The organism is Pseudomonas sp. 2848, assembly GCF_003253945.1.
Lineage (GTDB): Bacteria > Pseudomonadota > Gammaproteobacteria > Pseudomonadales > Pseudomonadaceae > Aquipseudomonas.
Genome location: NZ_QKZD01000005.1, coordinates 357,920 through 373,894, shown reverse-complemented (window position 1 = coordinate 373,894; position 15,975 = coordinate 357,920). Strand labels below are relative to the sequence as shown.

Here is a 15,975-nt window from a genome sequence, read left to right as displayed (position 1 = left end):
CAAGGCTTTTCATACAGAGCCTAGAAGCGCGCCTCAACCCTGCAGCATGTGCTCGATCCGCTCCGTCAGTTGCTGCAAGGAAAACGGCTTGGTCAGCACGCTCATGCCTTCCTCCAGAACGCCATCACGCAGTGCGGCCGTTTCGTCATAGCCGGTGACGAACAGTACTTTCAAACCTGGGTAGCGCAGGCGCAATGCGCTGGCCACCTGTCGGCCGTTGAGGCCGGCAGGCAAGCCAACGTCGCTGATCAGCAGGTCTGGTGCGCTGCGCGCCTGGAGCCCCGCCAGCGCCTGAGGGCCGTTTTCGAACATCCGTGCCTCATGGCCGAGGTCCGCGAGTACTTCGGCAATGACCAGCCGTATGGCCATTTCGTCCTCGACCACCGCCACATGCCGTGCACGAGCCTGGGAACGCGGAAGGGCTACGGGAGCGACAATCGCTGGCTTGCGCTGCACCGCGCTGTGATGACGCGGCAGGAACAGGTTTACGCACGTGCCTTGCCCTGGGGTCGAGTGGATGTTCAACTGCCCTCCGGATTGGCGCACGAAACCGAAGATCATCGAAAGCCCAAGGCCTGTCCCCTGGCCAAGTGGCTTGGTGGTGAAGAACGGGTCCATGGCCCGCGCCAGGGTTTGCTGATCCATGCCACGCCCACTGTCGTACACACTGATGCGTACGTATTGCCCGGCGTTCAGATCCAGAGGGCTGGCGTGTTGTTCGTCGAGCTGCACGTTGCAGCAGGCGATGCGGACCGTGCCACTGCCGCTGATGGCGTCGCGGGCATTGATGCAAAGGTTTAGCAGCGCGCTTTCCAGTTGCGGTGGATCGATGCGCACGTTCCAGAGGTCGTTGTCGTTCTGGCAATACAGTTCGATATGTGGGCCGACACTGCGGGCAATCAGATCATGCATGCCGTCGACCAACGCGGCCACAGCCGTTGGCTCGGGCTGCAAGGTCTGCTGGCGGGAGAACGCCAGCAGCCGGTGAACCAGCGAGGCGGCCCGTTGCGCCGCGTCCCTGGCGTTGTCCAGCAGCGGGGGCAAGGCATTGTGACGTTGCTGATCAAGGCGCTGGCTCGCCAGTTCCAGTGCGCCCAGTATGCCGCCGAGCAGGTTGTTGAAATCATGGGCCACACCGCCAGTGAGCTGGCCCACGGCTTCCATCTTCTGCGCTTGGCGCAACGCGTGTTCGGCGTGTGCCAGGCGCTGTTGCTCCTCGATCCGCTCGCTGATGTCGTAGGCGAACAGATAAGCGCCAAGCGTCTGGTCATTGCTGTCACGCAAGGGGGCAAAGCGCATCTCATAATGACGCCGCGCATCGCCTTCGCCGAACGCGTCGATTTCGATGAAGGTCTCCCCGGCCAGCGCCCTGTTCCACAACGCCAATGAGCGTTGGCAATCGTCTGTGGCGGCTGCGAACTGTGCTTCAAGCGATGCACCAATTTCAGGCTGGAAACCGAAGACTCGCTGGAACTCGCCGCGGGTGGCGGCGTTGATGGCCAGCCAGCGCATCTGCCGGTCCACCACCTGCACGCAGGCCACACTGGCATCGATCAGATCGGCGAAAACCTTGCGCTCGGCCAGCGCCTGTTCAATGCGTTGCTCCAGTTGTGCATTGAGCGCCTGCAAGGCTGTTTCGGCGCGCTTGCGCGCCGTCACGTCGCGAAAGATAACCGCCACCTGATGGCGCTCGGCGGGTTCGACCCGAATTGCCGCCAGCCCCAGGCAGCGGTCGGTGGCATACAGTTCGTGCTCGAAGTAGATCGGCTCGCCGGTGCGCGCCACATGGCCGAAACGTTTCAGCCAGATCTCGGCCTCATCGGGAATGACGTCGCGCAGGGTTCGCCCCACTACATTGGGCAGGCCAGCATGGCGACAATAGGCGGGATTGGCCATCAAGTGCAGGTAGTCGACCCAGTGGCCGTTCGCGTCGGCAATGAATTCGATGATGCAGAAACCTTCCTCCATTGTCTCGAACAGGAACCGATAACGTTCGGCTTCCTGCACGCGCTCACGCAGTTGCTCAAGCTCATGGGCCATGCGCAGGTTGTGCTGGCGTTCGATGCGCAGCGCCTGTCGAAGATCGTGCAACTCGTCAGGGTTCTCGCTGCGTGGGCTCACGCTCATCGATGGGACTCCTTGTCATTGATAGCAATTGCTCCACCTGTTCGACCAGCGCGTCGAGCGTAAAGGGTTTGGTCAGCACGCAGGTCCCGGGTGGCAGGGGACGTTCGTGCAACACGGCCTTTGCATCGTAACCGGTGATGAACAGCACCGGTACATCAGGCAGGCGCTGGCGAAACGCTTCGGCGACTTGTCGCCCATCAAGCCCACCGGGCAGGCCGATATCGGTGATCAACAGCTCGGGCTGGCCTGGCGCTTCCAGGGCTGCGGGGCCGCTTGCGTAGCTTTCGACACTGTGGCCGAGCTCTTCGAGCACTTCGGTGATTATCACGCGCAGCGGCACATGGTCCTCTACCAGGGTGATGCGCCGCCCAGGGGCGTGAGTACGGGCAGCAGGCTCGATCGCCGGCAAGGCCTGGTGTTCGCTCCCGGGCTGCCAGGGCAGATAAAGGCGTATGCATGTCCCTTCACCCCGCGTCGAGCAGATCTGCAGCTGGCCGCCGGACTGGCGGACGAAGCCGTACGCCATGGACAGCCCCAGCCCTGTGTTGCGGCCCGCCTGCTTGGTGGTGAAAAACGGCTCGACCGCACGTGCCGCGACCTCGACGGACATGCCCAGGCCATTGTCCTTGACGCCCAGGCACAGATAACGACCCGCTGGCAGATTCAACGTCTCGGCCGTGTCATCTGGAATTTCTAACTGGCGGCAATCGATATCGATGCGGCCGCCATTGGGCATGGCATCGCGGGCATTGATGCACAGGTTGAGCAGGGCGCTCTCCAACTGTGGCGGGTCGATAAAGGTCACCCCTTCGTCGTGCTCGAAATGGCAGCTCACTTCAATGGCCGGCCCGACACTGCGGCTGATCAGGTCCTGCATGCCCTCGACCAGGGTACGGAGCCGGATCATCTGGGGCTGCAGGGTCTGTTGCCGGGAAAAAGCCAGCAGGCGCTGAACCAGCGTGGCGGCCCGCTGGGCTGAACTGCAGGCGCTGTCGAGCAAGGCCGGGATATCAGCATGGCGTGCTTGCTGCATGCGTTGGCGCATCAGCTCCTGGGCGCCGAGTATCCCCGCCAGCAGGTTGTTGAAGTCATGGGCGATGCCGCCGGTAAGCTGACCGACTGCCTCCATTTTCTGCGCCTGGCGCAAGGCCTTTTCAGCCTCGAGCAGTTTTTGCTGTTCGTTGACCCGACGCGTGATGTCGTAGACGAACAGGTAAGCGCCGACTATTGCTCCGGCGGCATTGCGCAGGGGGGTGAAATGCGACTCGAAGTGGCGAAGGCGGTCGTTTTTACCGTAAGCAATTACTTCGGTAAAGGTTTCACCGGACAATGCCCTGCGCCAGAGCGCCATGGAACCTTCAAGCTCGACGGGGAAATTCGCAAGGCACTCGATCAGGCTATCGCCTGGCTGGAGCCTGTGGCTGAACAGATACTCGAAATCCTTGACCGCGCGTTTGTTTACCGCAAGGAATGTCATCGAGGTGTCCACCACCTGAACTCGCGCGACGCTGTTCTCCACTAACTCGGCGAGCAAAACGCGCTCTGCCAGGGCAGCGGCCACCCGTTGTTCGAGTTGCTCGTTGAGTTGTTGCAGGGCAGCTTCGGCGCGGTATCGCTTGGTGACATCCTTGAACAGTACCGCCACCTGCCGTCGCTCGACCGGCTCGATGCGGAAGGTGGTTACCGACAGCACACGCCCTGTCGCCACCAGCTCCTGTTCGAACTGCAAGGGTTTCCCGGTGCGCAGTACCTCGCCATAGCGGGCGATCCAGTCATCGGCCTCATCCGGCACCATTTCCCGCAGTTTCTGCCCCGTCACGTCGGCAATGCCTGCGTGGCGGGCATAGGCCGCGTTCGCCAGCACATGCACGTAATCGCTGAGCGGGCCGTGGGGGCCATCGAAGAACTCGATGACACAGAAGCCTTCGTCCATCGTATCGAAGAGAAAGTGGAACAGGCCCTGGTCAGCCTGTTGATGGTGGGCCCATTGTGCTTCCAGCTGGGCATTGCGCTGGCGAAGGTCTTCGACCTGTCGACGAAGGGTCTGCAGTTCGCGCGATGGCATAGGGCATGCGGGCTTCCAGTGAAGTGGCAGGGCACTGTAGCTGTTTTGCGTTACACCGTGCCAGGTGCCTGGCTGGCGCTACTGAGCAACTGGTCGACCCGGGCGATCAGCAACGCCAGCTCAAAGGGCTTGTGCAGCAGGGCCGTCAGGTTGGATGTCGTCAGCCGGTCACTGTCCAGGTCACCATCGTAGCCGGTGATGAACAGCACGGGGGCGTGTTCGTTGCTTGCGCGATAAGCGTTGGCAACCTGGTAGCCATCGACGCTACCGGGCAGTCCGATATCGACAATAAGCAATGCTGGGCGGGGAGCCTGCCCCAGCGCCCGCATGGCGGCAGCGCCTTCGTCGAAGACTTGTACCCGATTCCCTCGTTCTTCCAATACCTCGCGGATCACCATGCGCAGGGTTGGCTGGTCTTCGACCAACAGAATGTCGAGGCCAACGTTGCGTGACGGCTGTATTGCGGTGCGAGGGTCGAAGGACGCGAGCGGCACCTCGGTACGCTGTTCACGGGGCAAGTACAGGTTGACGCGTGTGCCGCCCTGGGGAGTGCTGTCAATGCTCAAGTGCCCGCCGGACTGGCGCATCAGCCCGTAGGCCATGGACAAGCCCAGGCCTGTGCCCTGGCCGAGGGGCTTGGTGGTGAAGAACGGCTCGATGGCGCGGGAGGCAATGTCTTCGGACATGCCGCGGCCGGTATCCTCCACCACGATCTGAAGGTAGTCGCCAGGCGCGAGTTGCAAGCTGGCGGCCTGGATCGGGGCGAGTGAATGATCCTGGCAACTGATACGCAGTGTGCCGCCTCTGGTCATGGCATCCCGGGCGTTGATGCATAGGTTCAGCAAGGCGTTTTCCAGTTGCGGTGGGTCCACGCGCACTGTCCATTGCCCGGCCAGCGTCGCATCGACAAAACCGATGCTCGCGTCCAGGGTGCTGTGAATCAGGTCATGCATGCCAGCTACCAGGTGGTGCACATCCACGGTCTGTGGCGTGAGCGTCTGCTGGCGGGCGAATGCCAGCAGGCGTTGGACCAGCGAGCTGGCACGCGAGGCGTTTTGCTGGACGATGCCCAGCATGTGGCGACAATCCTGGCCGCGTCCTTGAACCAGTCGTTTGTCGGCAAGTTCCAAGGCACCCAGGATGCCACCCAGAAGATTATTGAAATCATGGGCAATGCCACCGGTCAGTTGACCGATAGCCTCCATTTTCTGCGATTGGCGCAAAGCCTGTTCGGTCTGGAGCAGGCGCTCCTGCTCCAGCACCCGCTCAGTGATGTCGTAGGCAAACAGGTAGCCACCCTGAATCTGCCCCTCGGCATCGCGCAATGGGTTGTAGCGCATGTCGTAGTGCCGCTGCGCTTCAGGTGGGCCGAGGGTGATGGTGTGAGTGAATGGCTCGCCCGCCAGCACCCTAGGCCATACCGGCTCGAGGCAGTGCAGGATGTCCGGCTTGTCGGCCAGGATCCGCGAAATGGAATCGCCCACCTTGGGTGTGAAACCGTGCAGCCGCTCGAAGGTTTCGCATGCGGTCCGGTTGATGGCGGTCAGGCGCAGGCTGCAGTCGGCGGCGAACACGTTGGCCAGGCTATGGTCGACCAGTTCACCCAGCAGCTTGTTGTTGACCCGTGCTTCGTCAACGTGCTGCTGGGCGCGATCGAGCATGGCATTGATGAGCCGCTCGGTGGCTGGGGCCCCGGTGAACAGCACCGCCACCCGTCGTTCGCTGGCCGGCCCGAGCGGGTAGGCCGCGATCGACAACAGACGATCGGTGGCTTCCAGACGCTGCTCGAAGCGGGCCGGCTTGCCGGTTAGCAATACCTCGGCGAAGCGAGGCACCCAGGCATCGGCTTCGGCCGGGATAAGCTCGCGTATCGTCTGGCCCATTTGCTTGGGGTGTGCGGTGTGATGCGTATAAGCCTCGTTGCTGAGGATATAGCGGTAGTTGCTCAGCGGCCCCTCTGGCCCATCCAGCAACTCCAGCACACAAAACCCTTCGGTCATGTGACTACGCAGCACAGCCAGGCATGCGCGTTCGAACGCATGCTCGGCAAGCTGCGCCTCGAGCTCGGCGATGCGTGCGTTCAAGTGTTCTAGGGAGTGCGCAGGGTCGTCGAGCATGAGCAGGTATCGGTCGGCGTGTCGCGCAACTATAGCCGCGCCGATCGGTCGCCGCCATGGCATCAGAACGAGCGCACGATCCTGCCTAGCGTTTCCATGGCCTGCTCCGCGCCGTCACCCCAAGGGCTGCCATAGTTCAGGCGGATACAGTTACCGAAGCGCCGGGTCGGCGAGAAGATCGGCCCCGGCGCGATGCTGATGCCCTGGGCCAGCGCCATGTGGAACAGCTTCAACGCGTCCATCTGTTCGGGCAGTTCCAGCCACAGAAAGTAGCCGCCGGAAGGCTGGCTGACCCGGGTCTGCGCCGGGAAGTGGCGGGCGATGGCGGCGAGCATGTTGGCCTGCTGGCCCTCCAGCGCGTAGCGCAGCTTGCGCAGGTGGCGATCGTAGCCACCGTGCTGCAGGTAGTCGGCGATCGCCGCCTGGGCCGGCATCGAGGCGCACAGCGAGGTCATGAGCTTGAGTCGCTCGATCTTCTGCGCAAAGCGCCCGGCCGCGACCCAGCCGATGCGATAGCCCGGGGCCAGGCTCTTGGCGAACGAACCGCAATGCATCACCAGCCCTTCGGTGTCGAAGGCCTTGGCCGGCTTCGGCGCCTGCTGCGAGTAGTACAGCTCTGCGTAGACGTCGTCCTCGATCAGCGGCACCTGGTGGCGGCGCAGCAGCTCGACCAGTTCCTGTTTCTTGGCCTCCGGCATGCTCGCGCCCACCGGGTTCTGGAAGTTGGTCATGCACCACACGGCCTTGACCGGGTGTTTGTCCAGGGTCTGGGCCAGCACGCCAAGGTCCATGCCCTCGCGCGGGTGCACCGGGATTTCCACTGCCTTGAGCTTGAGGCGCTCTAGCACTTGCAGGCAGGCATAGAAGGCTGGCGCCTCGATGGCCACCAGGTCGCCGGGCTGGGTCACCGCCTGCAGGCACAGGTTCAAGGCTTCCAGCGCGCCGTTGGTGATCAGCAGCTCTTCCATGGGCAGCATCAGCCCGCCGACCATGTAGCGCAGGGCGATCTGTCGGCGCAGTTGCGGGTTGCCGGGCGACAGGTCGGTGACCACCATGCGCGGGTCCATGGCCCGGCTGGCGCTGGCCAGCGAGCGGGACAGGCGCTGCAGCGGGAACAGGCTCGGGCTGGGGAAGGCAGAGCCGAACGGCACGGTGTGCGGGTCCTTGATCGAGTCGAGGATCGAGAACACCAGGCCGCTCACATCGACATCGGTGGACTCGCTGGCCGGCGCCTGGGGCTGCGGCTCGCAGAACGGCCGCGGCGCGTGGGCGTTGACGAAGTAACCCGAACGCGGCCGGGCACGGATCAGGCCGCGACGCTCCAGCAGGTAGTAGGCCTGGAACACGGTGGACGGGCTGACCCCGTGGGTCTGGCTGGCGTAACGCACCGAAGGCACCCGCTGGCCGGGGCCTAGCACCCCGGAGCGGATCAGTTCGGCAATGTCGTCGGCGAATCGTTCGTAGCGTTTCATTATGGTTTTGGCAGGCAAGGTAAGGGTCAGTGTAAGGGATCAGCGATTCATCGGCGCGACGAAACGGCTGTGTGCGGTGCTGCGGATACCCGGCTGGTCGCTGTCCTGGATCTCGAAGGTCAGTTCCTGGGAGCTGCTGGTCGGGCGATCGGCAAGCATCGCCACCGACACCGGCAGCTCGCTCATCTCGCCGGACGCCAGGGTGAATTCGGTACGGCCATGCAGCTCGAAGCCGTCGGCGTCCACCAGGCGCAGGCGATAGTGCTGCGGTTCCTGGGTCTTGTTGATGATCTTGAGCAGGTAGATGTTCTCGATCTGGCCCAGGGCGTTCTCGCGGAACAGGCCACGGTCCTTGATCACGTCCATCGACACCATCGGACGCATCTGCAGGGCCAACACCAGGGCGCCGATCATCAGCGTCAGCGCGGCGGCGTAGCCGAGCAGGCGAGGGCGCAGCCAGTGGGTCTTGCCGCCTTGCAGGTTGTGTTCGGACTTGTAGCCGATCAGGCCACGGGCATAGCCCATCTTGTCCATCACCCCGTCGCAGGCGTCGATGCACGCGGCGCAGCCGATGCAGGCCATCTGCAGGCCTTCGCGGATATCGATGCCGGTGGGGCACACCTGCACGCACAGGGTGCAGTCGATGCAGTCGCCCAGGCCCTGGCTGCGCGCGTCGCTGCCTTTCTTGCGCGGGCCACGGGCTTCACCGCGGCTGGGGTCGTAGGCCACCGCCAGGGTGTCCTTGTCGAACATCACGCTCTGGAACCGTGCATAGGGGCACATGTGCATGCACACCGCTTCGCGCAGCCAGCCGGCATTGAGATAGGTGGCGGCGGTGAAGAACAGCACCCAGAACAAGGCCACCCCACCCAGCTCGAAGGTGAACAGTTCGGCAGCCAGCGGGCGGATCGGCGTGAAGTAGCCGACGAAGGTCAGCCCGGTGAGCACGCCGATGGCCAGCCACAGGCCATGCTTGAGGGCGCGGCGGGCGATCTTCTCCGCGCCCCACGGCGCGGCGGCCAGCTTGATGCGCTGGTTGCGGTCGCCCTCGGCGATCTTCTCGCACCACATGAACAGCCAGGTCCAGGTGCTTTGCGGGCAGCTGTAGCCGCACCACACGCGCCCGGCGAACACGGTTATGGCGAACAGGCCGAAGGCGCAGATGATCAGCAGCGCCGACAGCAGGATGAAGTCCTGCGGCCAGAAGGTCGCGCCGAAGATGTGGAACTTGCTGTCGGCCAGGTCCCAGAGCACGGCCTGGCGGTCGCCCCATTGCAACCAGGCGGTGCCGAAGAACAGCACGAACAGCAACCCGGCGAAGGTGATCCGCAGGTTGCGGTAGAAACCGGTGAAACTGCGTGTATGAATGCCACCGGCCACCTGGCTTTTGCTCTTGTGGGTGGTGGGGGCAATCTCGATGACTCGGAAGGGGATTCTGTCGCTCATGGTTCGTCGCTCATCAGGCCTCGATCAGGCCAGGGCACTATGGCCCTCGATCTGTTTTCAGCACAGGCCCAGGTATCGAGATAAAAACCATATCAGATGGGAGATGAGTTTGTTGAAGCCTTGTATTTCGGTGCTTGGCGTACTGGATTGCAGATGCCTGCGGCTATCCACCGCACCTTTGTTTAGTGGTATTGGCCGCTTTGCGCCCCATCACCCGGCTGGCTGAAAAAGAACCGCCGGATCGTAACGCGCTTCGACAAAAAGGCATGCCGCCGCGAGGTCACCACCCAGAACGCAAGCGTTCCCGCTCCCTTAAAGCTGCATTACGGCGAGCGCTCTGCGCAGCGGCTCGTCGGATATCTGGATAGGGCCATGAAATGGCACGTCCATGTCCAATACGAGGTACACGGAAGCCGAAATAAGCAATGAAGAAATGATGAACATTGCTATTACCATCGAATTAGGGGGCGCGCGGTATCCAAAACTGGCGAAAATGAGCGTCAACCAAGCAGCAAGCATCCCGATAAGCGGGCCAGGAATTGCCCCCTCTGACTGCTCGACGATCCTCCAGCGTTGCTCGATGAGCGAATGATATTGCTGACGAATATCCTGCAGCATCGTTTCATGGTAACGGTCTGGCGGCTTAATAACGGCCAAAGATTTTCCTATGTCATCCAAGTATTTAGCTGCTTCGCTGTTACGATGTTGCAGCGCCTCGTCCCCCCGGTATGGCGTCGCGATAGCGTGCTCAAGATAGATGATCAGTCGGTTGCGAGTCTCCTGGGCCGAATCGCCATAGCCCCGCAGTGTCCGATCAAAAATGATCATGCTGGTTGCATACCCATGGAAGTTTGCATCAATGGACTCGAAGGTATTTTTGGCAGAATTGATCATCAAGCCAAAGACCAGTGATGTCATAACCACAAAAATGTTAGCTACCAGGCGAATTACTGTATTTGTGTCTTCATCCCTGTGGTGGGATGCCAGCTTTGGGTACCACAGCATCATGAGCAACGAGGCGGCAATCAAGCACCCAAAAATGGCCAGTGCGATCCAGAGAGCGTTCATGCATCAGGGCCCTGATCAATCTGAGTCAAGCCTTAAAAGATAGTCCGTGACCGACCGCTATGGTTGGAAAGCTGCTGGCCGTGGATGGCCGATTCCGACCCAGAACTGCCCACCTGATTGGCAAGACCGATCTTGCAGGAGCGATTCAATCCGTGAAGAATCAAAAATGTAGACGCCTTGAAGGTCGATGGCTCAGCGCTTGTAGAGGAACGCTTCAACTACAACGGCAAACGCTGATGAATGTTCTCGGCGATTGGGGTAGCCAACAGCGGCAGCTATGCCCTGTAGGGTGGTTTTTCGACTTTCGACAGCCGCTTCGGAGGGGCGTGGAGAAACAACCCAGGCAACAGTACTGGCACGTTTTTTATCGATTTGGGTCGCCTACCGCTCTTTCAAATTGACCTCACCCAAGGTCGCCCACCATCGCCTAGGCACTCCTTTACGATCGGCAATGGTAGCCAGGTGGATCATTTCAATGACGGGTCATTGGCGCTATCTTGCCCTTGGCTGGGGGTTGACCTGAACCTCGTCAACAGCAGTTCCGACCTGCAGGGTGCTGGTTGTGATGTGTATGCAGGAATTAATAGCTATTGCGAGAGCATGGTGATATTCAAGGCGTAGCGAAGCTTTTTCTAAATAGCCGCTAACAGTGACGCAGAGCATTTGGTGGTTTTTCAACGAAGATTTTCCAGCATATTTTAATGGCTGGATGGAGGCCATTGCTCGACTATGCTGGTGTCAGCCTGGGTCGAAAGGAGCCACTAGGCTCTGTACGAAAAGCCTTGATACTTGTTCATGCTGCGTTGAAAACAGCCTCGGAATGCTCATGTACTCCAGTACACTGCGCTTCCTCGGCTGTTTTCGCCTTGCCTGACCTGCGTCTCAAGACTTTTCGTACAGAGCCTAGCAAAGTCCTCTTTGCCTCGCTTTGCGCTCGCCCATTCATCCTGCTATGCCCAAGCTCCGCCAGGGCTTATGGCGGACTTCAATCCCTGCGACCCCTTTCACATGCCAGCATTCCCAATCCCTCCCTCACTGAGTACACTTGAGACACGTTCTTATTTGCACCTGGTAATTTTTTAGGGAGGCGTGATGTCCACCGTTGTTCCCGATGGCACTGCGCACACCGGCCTGGAAGCACTGTACCGTGAGCATAGCGGCTGGCTGCACGGCTGGTTGCGCCAGCGTCTGAACAACTCCGCCGATGCCGCGGACCTGGCCCAGGACACCTTCATCCGGGTGTTGTTGGCGCGCACCGCCGACACTCTCAAGGAGCCGCGGCACTACCTGGCGACCATCGCGCGCGGGCTGACCATCGACCTCTACCGCCGCCGCAGTCTGGAAAGCGCCTACCTCGAAGCCTTGGCGCAGCAGCCGGAGCGTTATGCGCCCTCGGCCGAAACCCACGCCGCGATCCTCGATACCCTGATGGCCATCGACCGTATGCTCGATGGGCTGGGCTCGCGCACGCGGGCTGTGTTTCTCGCCGTGCAACTGGACGGCCTAAGCTACGACAAGACCAGCGAACGCCTGGGTGTTTCGGTGAGCACGGTGCGCAAGCACCTGGCCCGCGGGCTGATGCATTGCCTGCTGTTCGAGGACGCATGAAGGCCATTCTCAGCGAGGCGGTGGACTGGTACGTGCGCCTGCATGACAGCAGTGTCGATGACGCCACCCGCGCCGCATGGCAAGCCTGGTGCATGGCCGACCCTCGCCACGCCGCAGCCTGGGCGCGCCTGGAGCAACTGCAATGCCGCCTGGGCAGCGCCCCCCGCGGTGCCGCGCAGACCTTGGAGAATGCCCGGCGTGACCGGCGCCATGCCGTGAAGGCACTGGCGCTGTTGCTCGGCGTCGGGGCCGTTGGTTGGCAGGGGTACCGGGCTTCGCCCTGGAGTGCCGACTATGCGACACGGATCGGCGAGCGCCGCCGACTGACCCTGGCCGATGGCACACGCCTGGACCTCAACACCGACAGCCGTGTCGATGTTCGCTACGACGCGGGCCAACGCCTGATCCAGCTGCAGCGCGGCGAGATCCTGGTGGAAACCGCCAAGGATGCGCGGCCACTCAGCGTGCGCACCGTGGCAGGCGACATCCTGGCCCTGGGTACCCGCTTCAGCGTGCGTCAGGACAACGACGTGAGCCATGTGGCGGTGGCCGCCCATGCCGTGGAGGTGCGGCCCAGCCGGGCGTCGCAGGTGGTGCGTATCGACAGCGGGTACAGCCTGAGTTTTGCCGCCGACCATATCGGCCCCCTGCAACCCTTGGCCCCCGGTGGCCAGGCCTGGGCCGAGGGCATGCTGGTCAGCGTTGACTGGCGCCTGGACGAGGTGGTCCATGAGCTGGCGCGCTACCGCCCCGGTTATCTCGGCTGCGCGGGGGAGGTCGCCGGCTTGCGCCTGTCTGGCGCATTCAACCTGGACGACACCGACGTCGCCCTGGCCAGCCTGGAAGACGCGTTGCCGGTTCGCGCACGGCGCATGACGCGCTACTGGGTGCGCCTGGAGCCAATCGGCAAGGGGTAGGGGCCCACAATCGTGGAGGCCCGAGCCGGGAAGAGTGGTTGAAATCTCATTCGCTCTCAAACATTCGAGAATTTTTCGCATTTGGGGTAGCAGATTTCCTTCGCTGCTTCGGCTCTTGAGGGCGCGCGCATCAAGCGTGCCCAAGCCAACCCGAAACAGGAACCCCTTTTCATGTCCGCACGCCGTACCTCGCTAGCCTGCAGTATTCGCCAGGCGACCCTCGCACTGAGCCTTTGCGGCGCCGCGCTGGCGACCTCGACCGCCTGGGCCGCCGCGCAGCGCTACGATATCCCGGCCGGCAGCCTGGCCTCCGCGATCAGCCAGTTCGCCGCTGCCAGCGGCGTGACCATCAGCTTCAGCAATGACGAAACCAGCGGGCTGCATTCCTCGGGGCTGCACGGCAGCTTCGAGCTGGAGCAAGGTTTCTCCGCGTTGCTGCAGGGATCGGGGCTGCGCGTGCAGCAGGTGGGCGACAAGCGCTATGTGCTGAGCAAGGTGTACAACGACGGCGCCGTCGAGCTTGGCGCGACCAGCGTCGACGCCCTGGGCCTGGGCAGCACCACCGAAGGCACCGGCAGCTACACCACCGGTTCTGCCAGCACCGCGACCGGCCTGCGCCTGTCGGCACGCGAGACGCCGCAGTCGGTCAGTGTGGTGACCCGTCAGCAGATCGAGGACCAGAACCTGACAGACGTCACTCAGGTGCTCGAGCAGACGCCGGGCGTGGTCGTTGACAGCATGGGCCCGGCCGGCAGCGACGCCAACCATATCTATGTACGCGGCTTCCAGGTCGGCAGCATCCAGGTCGACGGCGTCAACCGCCCCGACACCTTCGGCTTTCGCGACGACCTTGCCGACATGGTGTCGTACGACCGGGTCGAGGTGGTGCGCGGCGCCACCGGCCTGATGTCGGGGACCGGCGACCCCGGCGCCACCATCAACCTGGTGCGCAAGAAACCGACCCTCGAGACGCAGCGCAAGCTGACCCTCAAGGCAGGCTCCTGGGACAGCTACCGCACCGAGCTGGACCTGTCCGGCAAGCTGTCGGAGAGCGGCCATGTGCGTGGGCGTTTCGTGGCGTCGACCACCGACAGCCAGAGCCATGTCGATCGTCAGTCACTGGAGAGGCAGGTGGCCTACGGGGTGGTGGAATGGGATGTCACCGACAGCACGATGCTGACCGTGGGCGCCGAGTACCAGGAGATGGACAACGACGGCGCAGGCAACCACGGCTTCCCGATGTTCAATGCCGATGGCAGCCACTTCAATCCATCGCGTTCGTTCAACTCGGCCTCGGACTGGAGCTATCACAAGCGCCGCACGAAAACGTTGTTCACCACGCTGGAACACCAGCTGGACAACGGCTGGCAGTTGAAACTGAATGCCGAGCACAGTCGCCGCAGCTATGATGACACCTTCGCCACTGCCGCCGCCGGTAGCGTCAAGCCCGATGGCAGTGGTATCAGCACCTGGACCGGGCGTTGGGCGGGCGAGCCCCGGCAGACGTCGTTCGACCTGTCCGCCAGCGGCCCGTTCGAGCTGCTTTCCCGCGAGCATCAAGCGTACCTCGGCGCTAGCCACTATCGGGCCTACTACCGTAATCCCGGTTACCAGCTATGGACGAGCCAGCCTATCGACAACATTCATACCTGGGACGGTTCGCTGGCGATTCCGGACGCTATCCACAACAAGTATTCGCAAGATGCGCTGGACGAAACCCAGGACGGCCTGGTGGCGTCGGTGCGCTGGAGCCTGGCCGATGACTTGTCGCTGATCACCGGCGCGCGGGTGATCGACTGGAAACGCGACGAAACCGGGACCACTCTTTCAAGCGGCGCCACCACGCGCACCTCGCGCAGCGAAACCGGGGTTGTCACGCCTTACGTGGGGCTGGTCTACGACTTCGCCGAAAACTGGTCGGCGTACGCCAGCTATACCGCGATCTTCAAGCCGCAGAGCAGGCAGGATGCCAGTGGCGGCTACATCGAGCCGCTGGAGGGCGTGAACTACGAGTTGGGTATCAAGAGCGAGTTCTGGGACAAGCGCCTGACCACCGCCTTCAGTGTCTTCGAGGTGCAGCAGGACAACCTGGCCGTGGCCGACGGCGACAAGCTGGCACCAAACGGCGACCAGGCCTACCGCGCCGAATCTGGCACCAAGACCCGTGGTTTCGAGATGGAAATGGCGGGGCAGATCCTGCCTGACTGGCAGGTTTCCGCCAGCTACACCTATGCCCAGGCCGAGGATTCCGATGGCAAGCGCCTGCTCACCGAAGTACCGCGCGATACCTTCAAGCTGTTCACCAGTTACCAACTGCAGTCCTTGCCACAGTTGAAGATTGGCGGCGGCGTGCGCTGGCAGGGGATGGAGTACAAGAAGAACGCCGGCCCGAACAAGGAGACGTTCACCCAGGGCGCCTTCAGTGTGGTCGACCTGATGGCGCAGTATGCGTTCACGCCGCAGACCAGCGTCGCCTTGAACCTCAACAACGTGCTGGATGAGAAGTACTACTCCGCGATCGGTGGGCGCGGGTGGTACGGCACCCCGCGCAGCGCCACGGCGACATTGGTCTACGCATTCTGATCCACGTCGGCCAGATCGGGTGGGGCCCACAGCCGGGACTACCCGACATACCGCGATGGACAGGCTCTGCGGCTGCCTGGCGCTACCAGCTTTGTGAATGAGGCTGCGGCCCTGGCAGCGTCGGAAACAACGGCGATACCTCCTCGGCCAGCTCCTGGATGATGTCCTGCGCCGGACGCCTGGCCATCTGCAATCCCAGCGCGGCGTGGTTCACCCCGGCCGCGCGCCATTCCTCCAGCAGCTCGACCAGCCCATGGCGCCCTGTGCGCAGTACGTAACCGCCCTGCAGGGGCGTTCGGGGAAAGTGCGGGTCGTCGTCCAGGTCGATCCATTCATTGGTCATGTGCGGGCGGAAACCGCCACCGGGTATCGCTTCGCGCCAGGCGCGGACTTTTGCCGCCAGGCGCAGCGGCCCGTGCCTGTCGTGGGTGGCGTGCGGGTAGGTGAGCCAGCCATCGGCATGTTCGCGAAAGGTGTCGGCGTTGGCGCCACAGGTGTTCGGGGTGGTGTTCATGACTGCTCCTTGGGTCAGCATGCTCACGGGCCGGTGGCCGGGGCGGGGAGGCAGATAC

At 62.6% G+C, this 15,975-nt stretch carries 9 protein-coding genes and 2 pseudogenes; 4 read left to right on the top strand and 7 right to left on the bottom strand.

Annotation, left to right across the window (positions count from 1 at the left end):
* Positions 1 to 33 precede the first annotated feature (33 nt).
* The 6 genes from DFS21_RS12870 to DFS21_RS12845 all read right to left on the bottom strand — a co-directional run bounded on the left by DFS21_RS12870 (position 34) and on the right by DFS21_RS12845 (position 10,295).
* Positions 34 to 2,127, bottom strand: coding sequence for a PAS domain-containing protein (locus DFS21_RS12870; protein WP_111532447.1), 2,094 nt, complete (start codon positions 2,125 to 2,127; stop codon positions 34 to 36).
* The gene (locus tag DFS21_RS12865) at positions 2,096 to 4,192 is read right to left on the bottom strand and encodes a PAS domain-containing protein (protein WP_111532446.1); all 2,097 of its coding nucleotides are present in this window, start codon (positions 4,190 to 4,192) and stop codon (positions 2,096 to 2,098) included. Before DFS21_RS12865 ends, DFS21_RS12870 begins: the two co-directional genes overlap by 32 nt.
* A 50-nt stretch (positions 4,193 to 4,242) precedes the next feature.
* Entirely contained in the window at positions 4,243 to 6,309 is a 2,067-nt protein-coding gene (locus DFS21_RS12860) for a PAS domain-containing sensor histidine kinase (protein WP_111532445.1), read from the bottom strand.
* Positions 6,310 to 6,371: 62 nt separating this feature from the next.
* Positions 6,372 to 7,781: a GntR family transcriptional regulator MpaR gene (gene mapR / locus DFS21_RS12855; protein ID WP_110699617.1), complete on the bottom strand. Its 1,410-nt coding sequence runs from the start codon at positions 7,779 to 7,781 to the stop codon at positions 6,372 to 6,374.
* Between the two features lie 39 nt (positions 7,782 to 7,820).
* Positions 7,821 to 9,227, bottom strand: coding sequence for a cytochrome c oxidase accessory protein CcoG (gene ccoG, locus DFS21_RS12850; RefSeq protein WP_110699615.1), 1,407 nt, complete (start codon positions 9,225 to 9,227; stop codon positions 7,821 to 7,823).
* A 312-nt stretch (positions 9,228 to 9,539) separates the two neighbouring features.
* On the bottom strand, positions 9,540 to 10,295 hold the full coding sequence (locus DFS21_RS12845) for a DUF4239 domain-containing protein (RefSeq protein WP_110699612.1): 756 nt from the start codon (positions 10,293 to 10,295) through the stop codon (positions 9,540 to 9,542).
* Between the two features lie 267 nt (positions 10,296 to 10,562).
* Between DFS21_RS12845 and DFS21_RS27275 the strand changes: the two are divergent.
* From DFS21_RS27275 to DFS21_RS12825, 4 genes and pseudogenes are all read left to right on the top strand, one after another.
* Positions 10,563 to 10,916: pseudogene (locus DFS21_RS27275) on the top strand (hypothetical protein); the annotation flags it as partial.
* A 471-nt stretch (positions 10,917 to 11,387) separates the two neighbouring features.
* Entirely contained in the window at positions 11,388 to 11,903 is a 516-nt protein-coding gene (locus tag DFS21_RS12835) for a sigma-70 family RNA polymerase sigma factor (protein WP_110699610.1), read from the top strand.
* Positions 11,900 to 12,820, top strand: a complete 921-nt coding sequence (locus DFS21_RS12830) for a FecR domain-containing protein (RefSeq protein WP_110699608.1) — start codon at positions 11,900 to 11,902, stop codon at positions 12,818 to 12,820. The genes DFS21_RS12835 and DFS21_RS12830 overlap by 4 nt, the downstream gene beginning before the upstream one ends.
* Positions 12,821 to 12,991: 171 nt before the next feature.
* On the top strand, positions 12,992 to 15,403 hold the full coding sequence (locus DFS21_RS12825) for a TonB-dependent receptor (protein WP_111532444.1): 2,412 nt from the start codon (positions 12,992 to 12,994) through the stop codon (positions 15,401 to 15,403).
* An 82-nt stretch (positions 15,404 to 15,485) separates the two neighbouring features.
* On the opposite strand, the pseudogene DFS21_RS12820 reads toward DFS21_RS12825, so the two are convergent.
* Positions 15,486 to 15,866 (bottom strand): annotated as a pseudogene (locus DFS21_RS12820) (LLM class flavin-dependent oxidoreductase); the annotation flags it as partial.
* Positions 15,867 to 15,975: the final 109 nt, after the last annotated feature.

Excerpts from the sequence above, each read along its gene's own strand:
- DFS21_RS12870 (WP_111532447.1), bottom strand. The coding sequence starts at position 2,127 with ATGAGCGTGAGCCCACGCAGCGAGAACCCTGACGAGTTGCACGATCTT.
- DFS21_RS12865 (WP_111532446.1), bottom strand. The coding sequence starts at position 4,192 with ATGCCATCGCGCGAACTGCAGACCCTTCGTCGACAGGTCGAAGACCTT.
- DFS21_RS12860 (WP_111532445.1), bottom strand. The coding sequence starts at position 6,309 with ATGCTCGACGACCCTGCGCACTCCCTAGAACACTTGAACGCACGCATC.
- mapR (WP_110699617.1), bottom strand. The coding sequence starts at position 7,781 with ATGAAACGCTACGAACGATTCGCCGACGACATTGCCGAACTGATCCGC.
- ccoG (WP_110699615.1), bottom strand. The coding sequence starts at position 9,227 with ATGAGCGACAGAATCCCCTTCCGAGTCATCGAGATTGCCCCCACCACC.
- DFS21_RS12845 (WP_110699612.1), bottom strand. The coding sequence starts at position 10,295 with ATGAACGCTCTCTGGATCGCACTGGCCATTTTTGGGTGCTTGATTGCC.
- DFS21_RS12835 (WP_110699610.1), top strand. The coding sequence starts at position 11,388 with ATGTCCACCGTTGTTCCCGATGGCACTGCGCACACCGGCCTGGAAGCA.
- DFS21_RS12830 (WP_110699608.1), top strand. The coding sequence starts at position 11,900 with ATGAAGGCCATTCTCAGCGAGGCGGTGGACTGGTACGTGCGCCTGCAT.
- DFS21_RS12825 (WP_111532444.1), top strand. The coding sequence starts at position 12,992 with ATGTCCGCACGCCGTACCTCGCTAGCCTGCAGTATTCGCCAGGCGACC.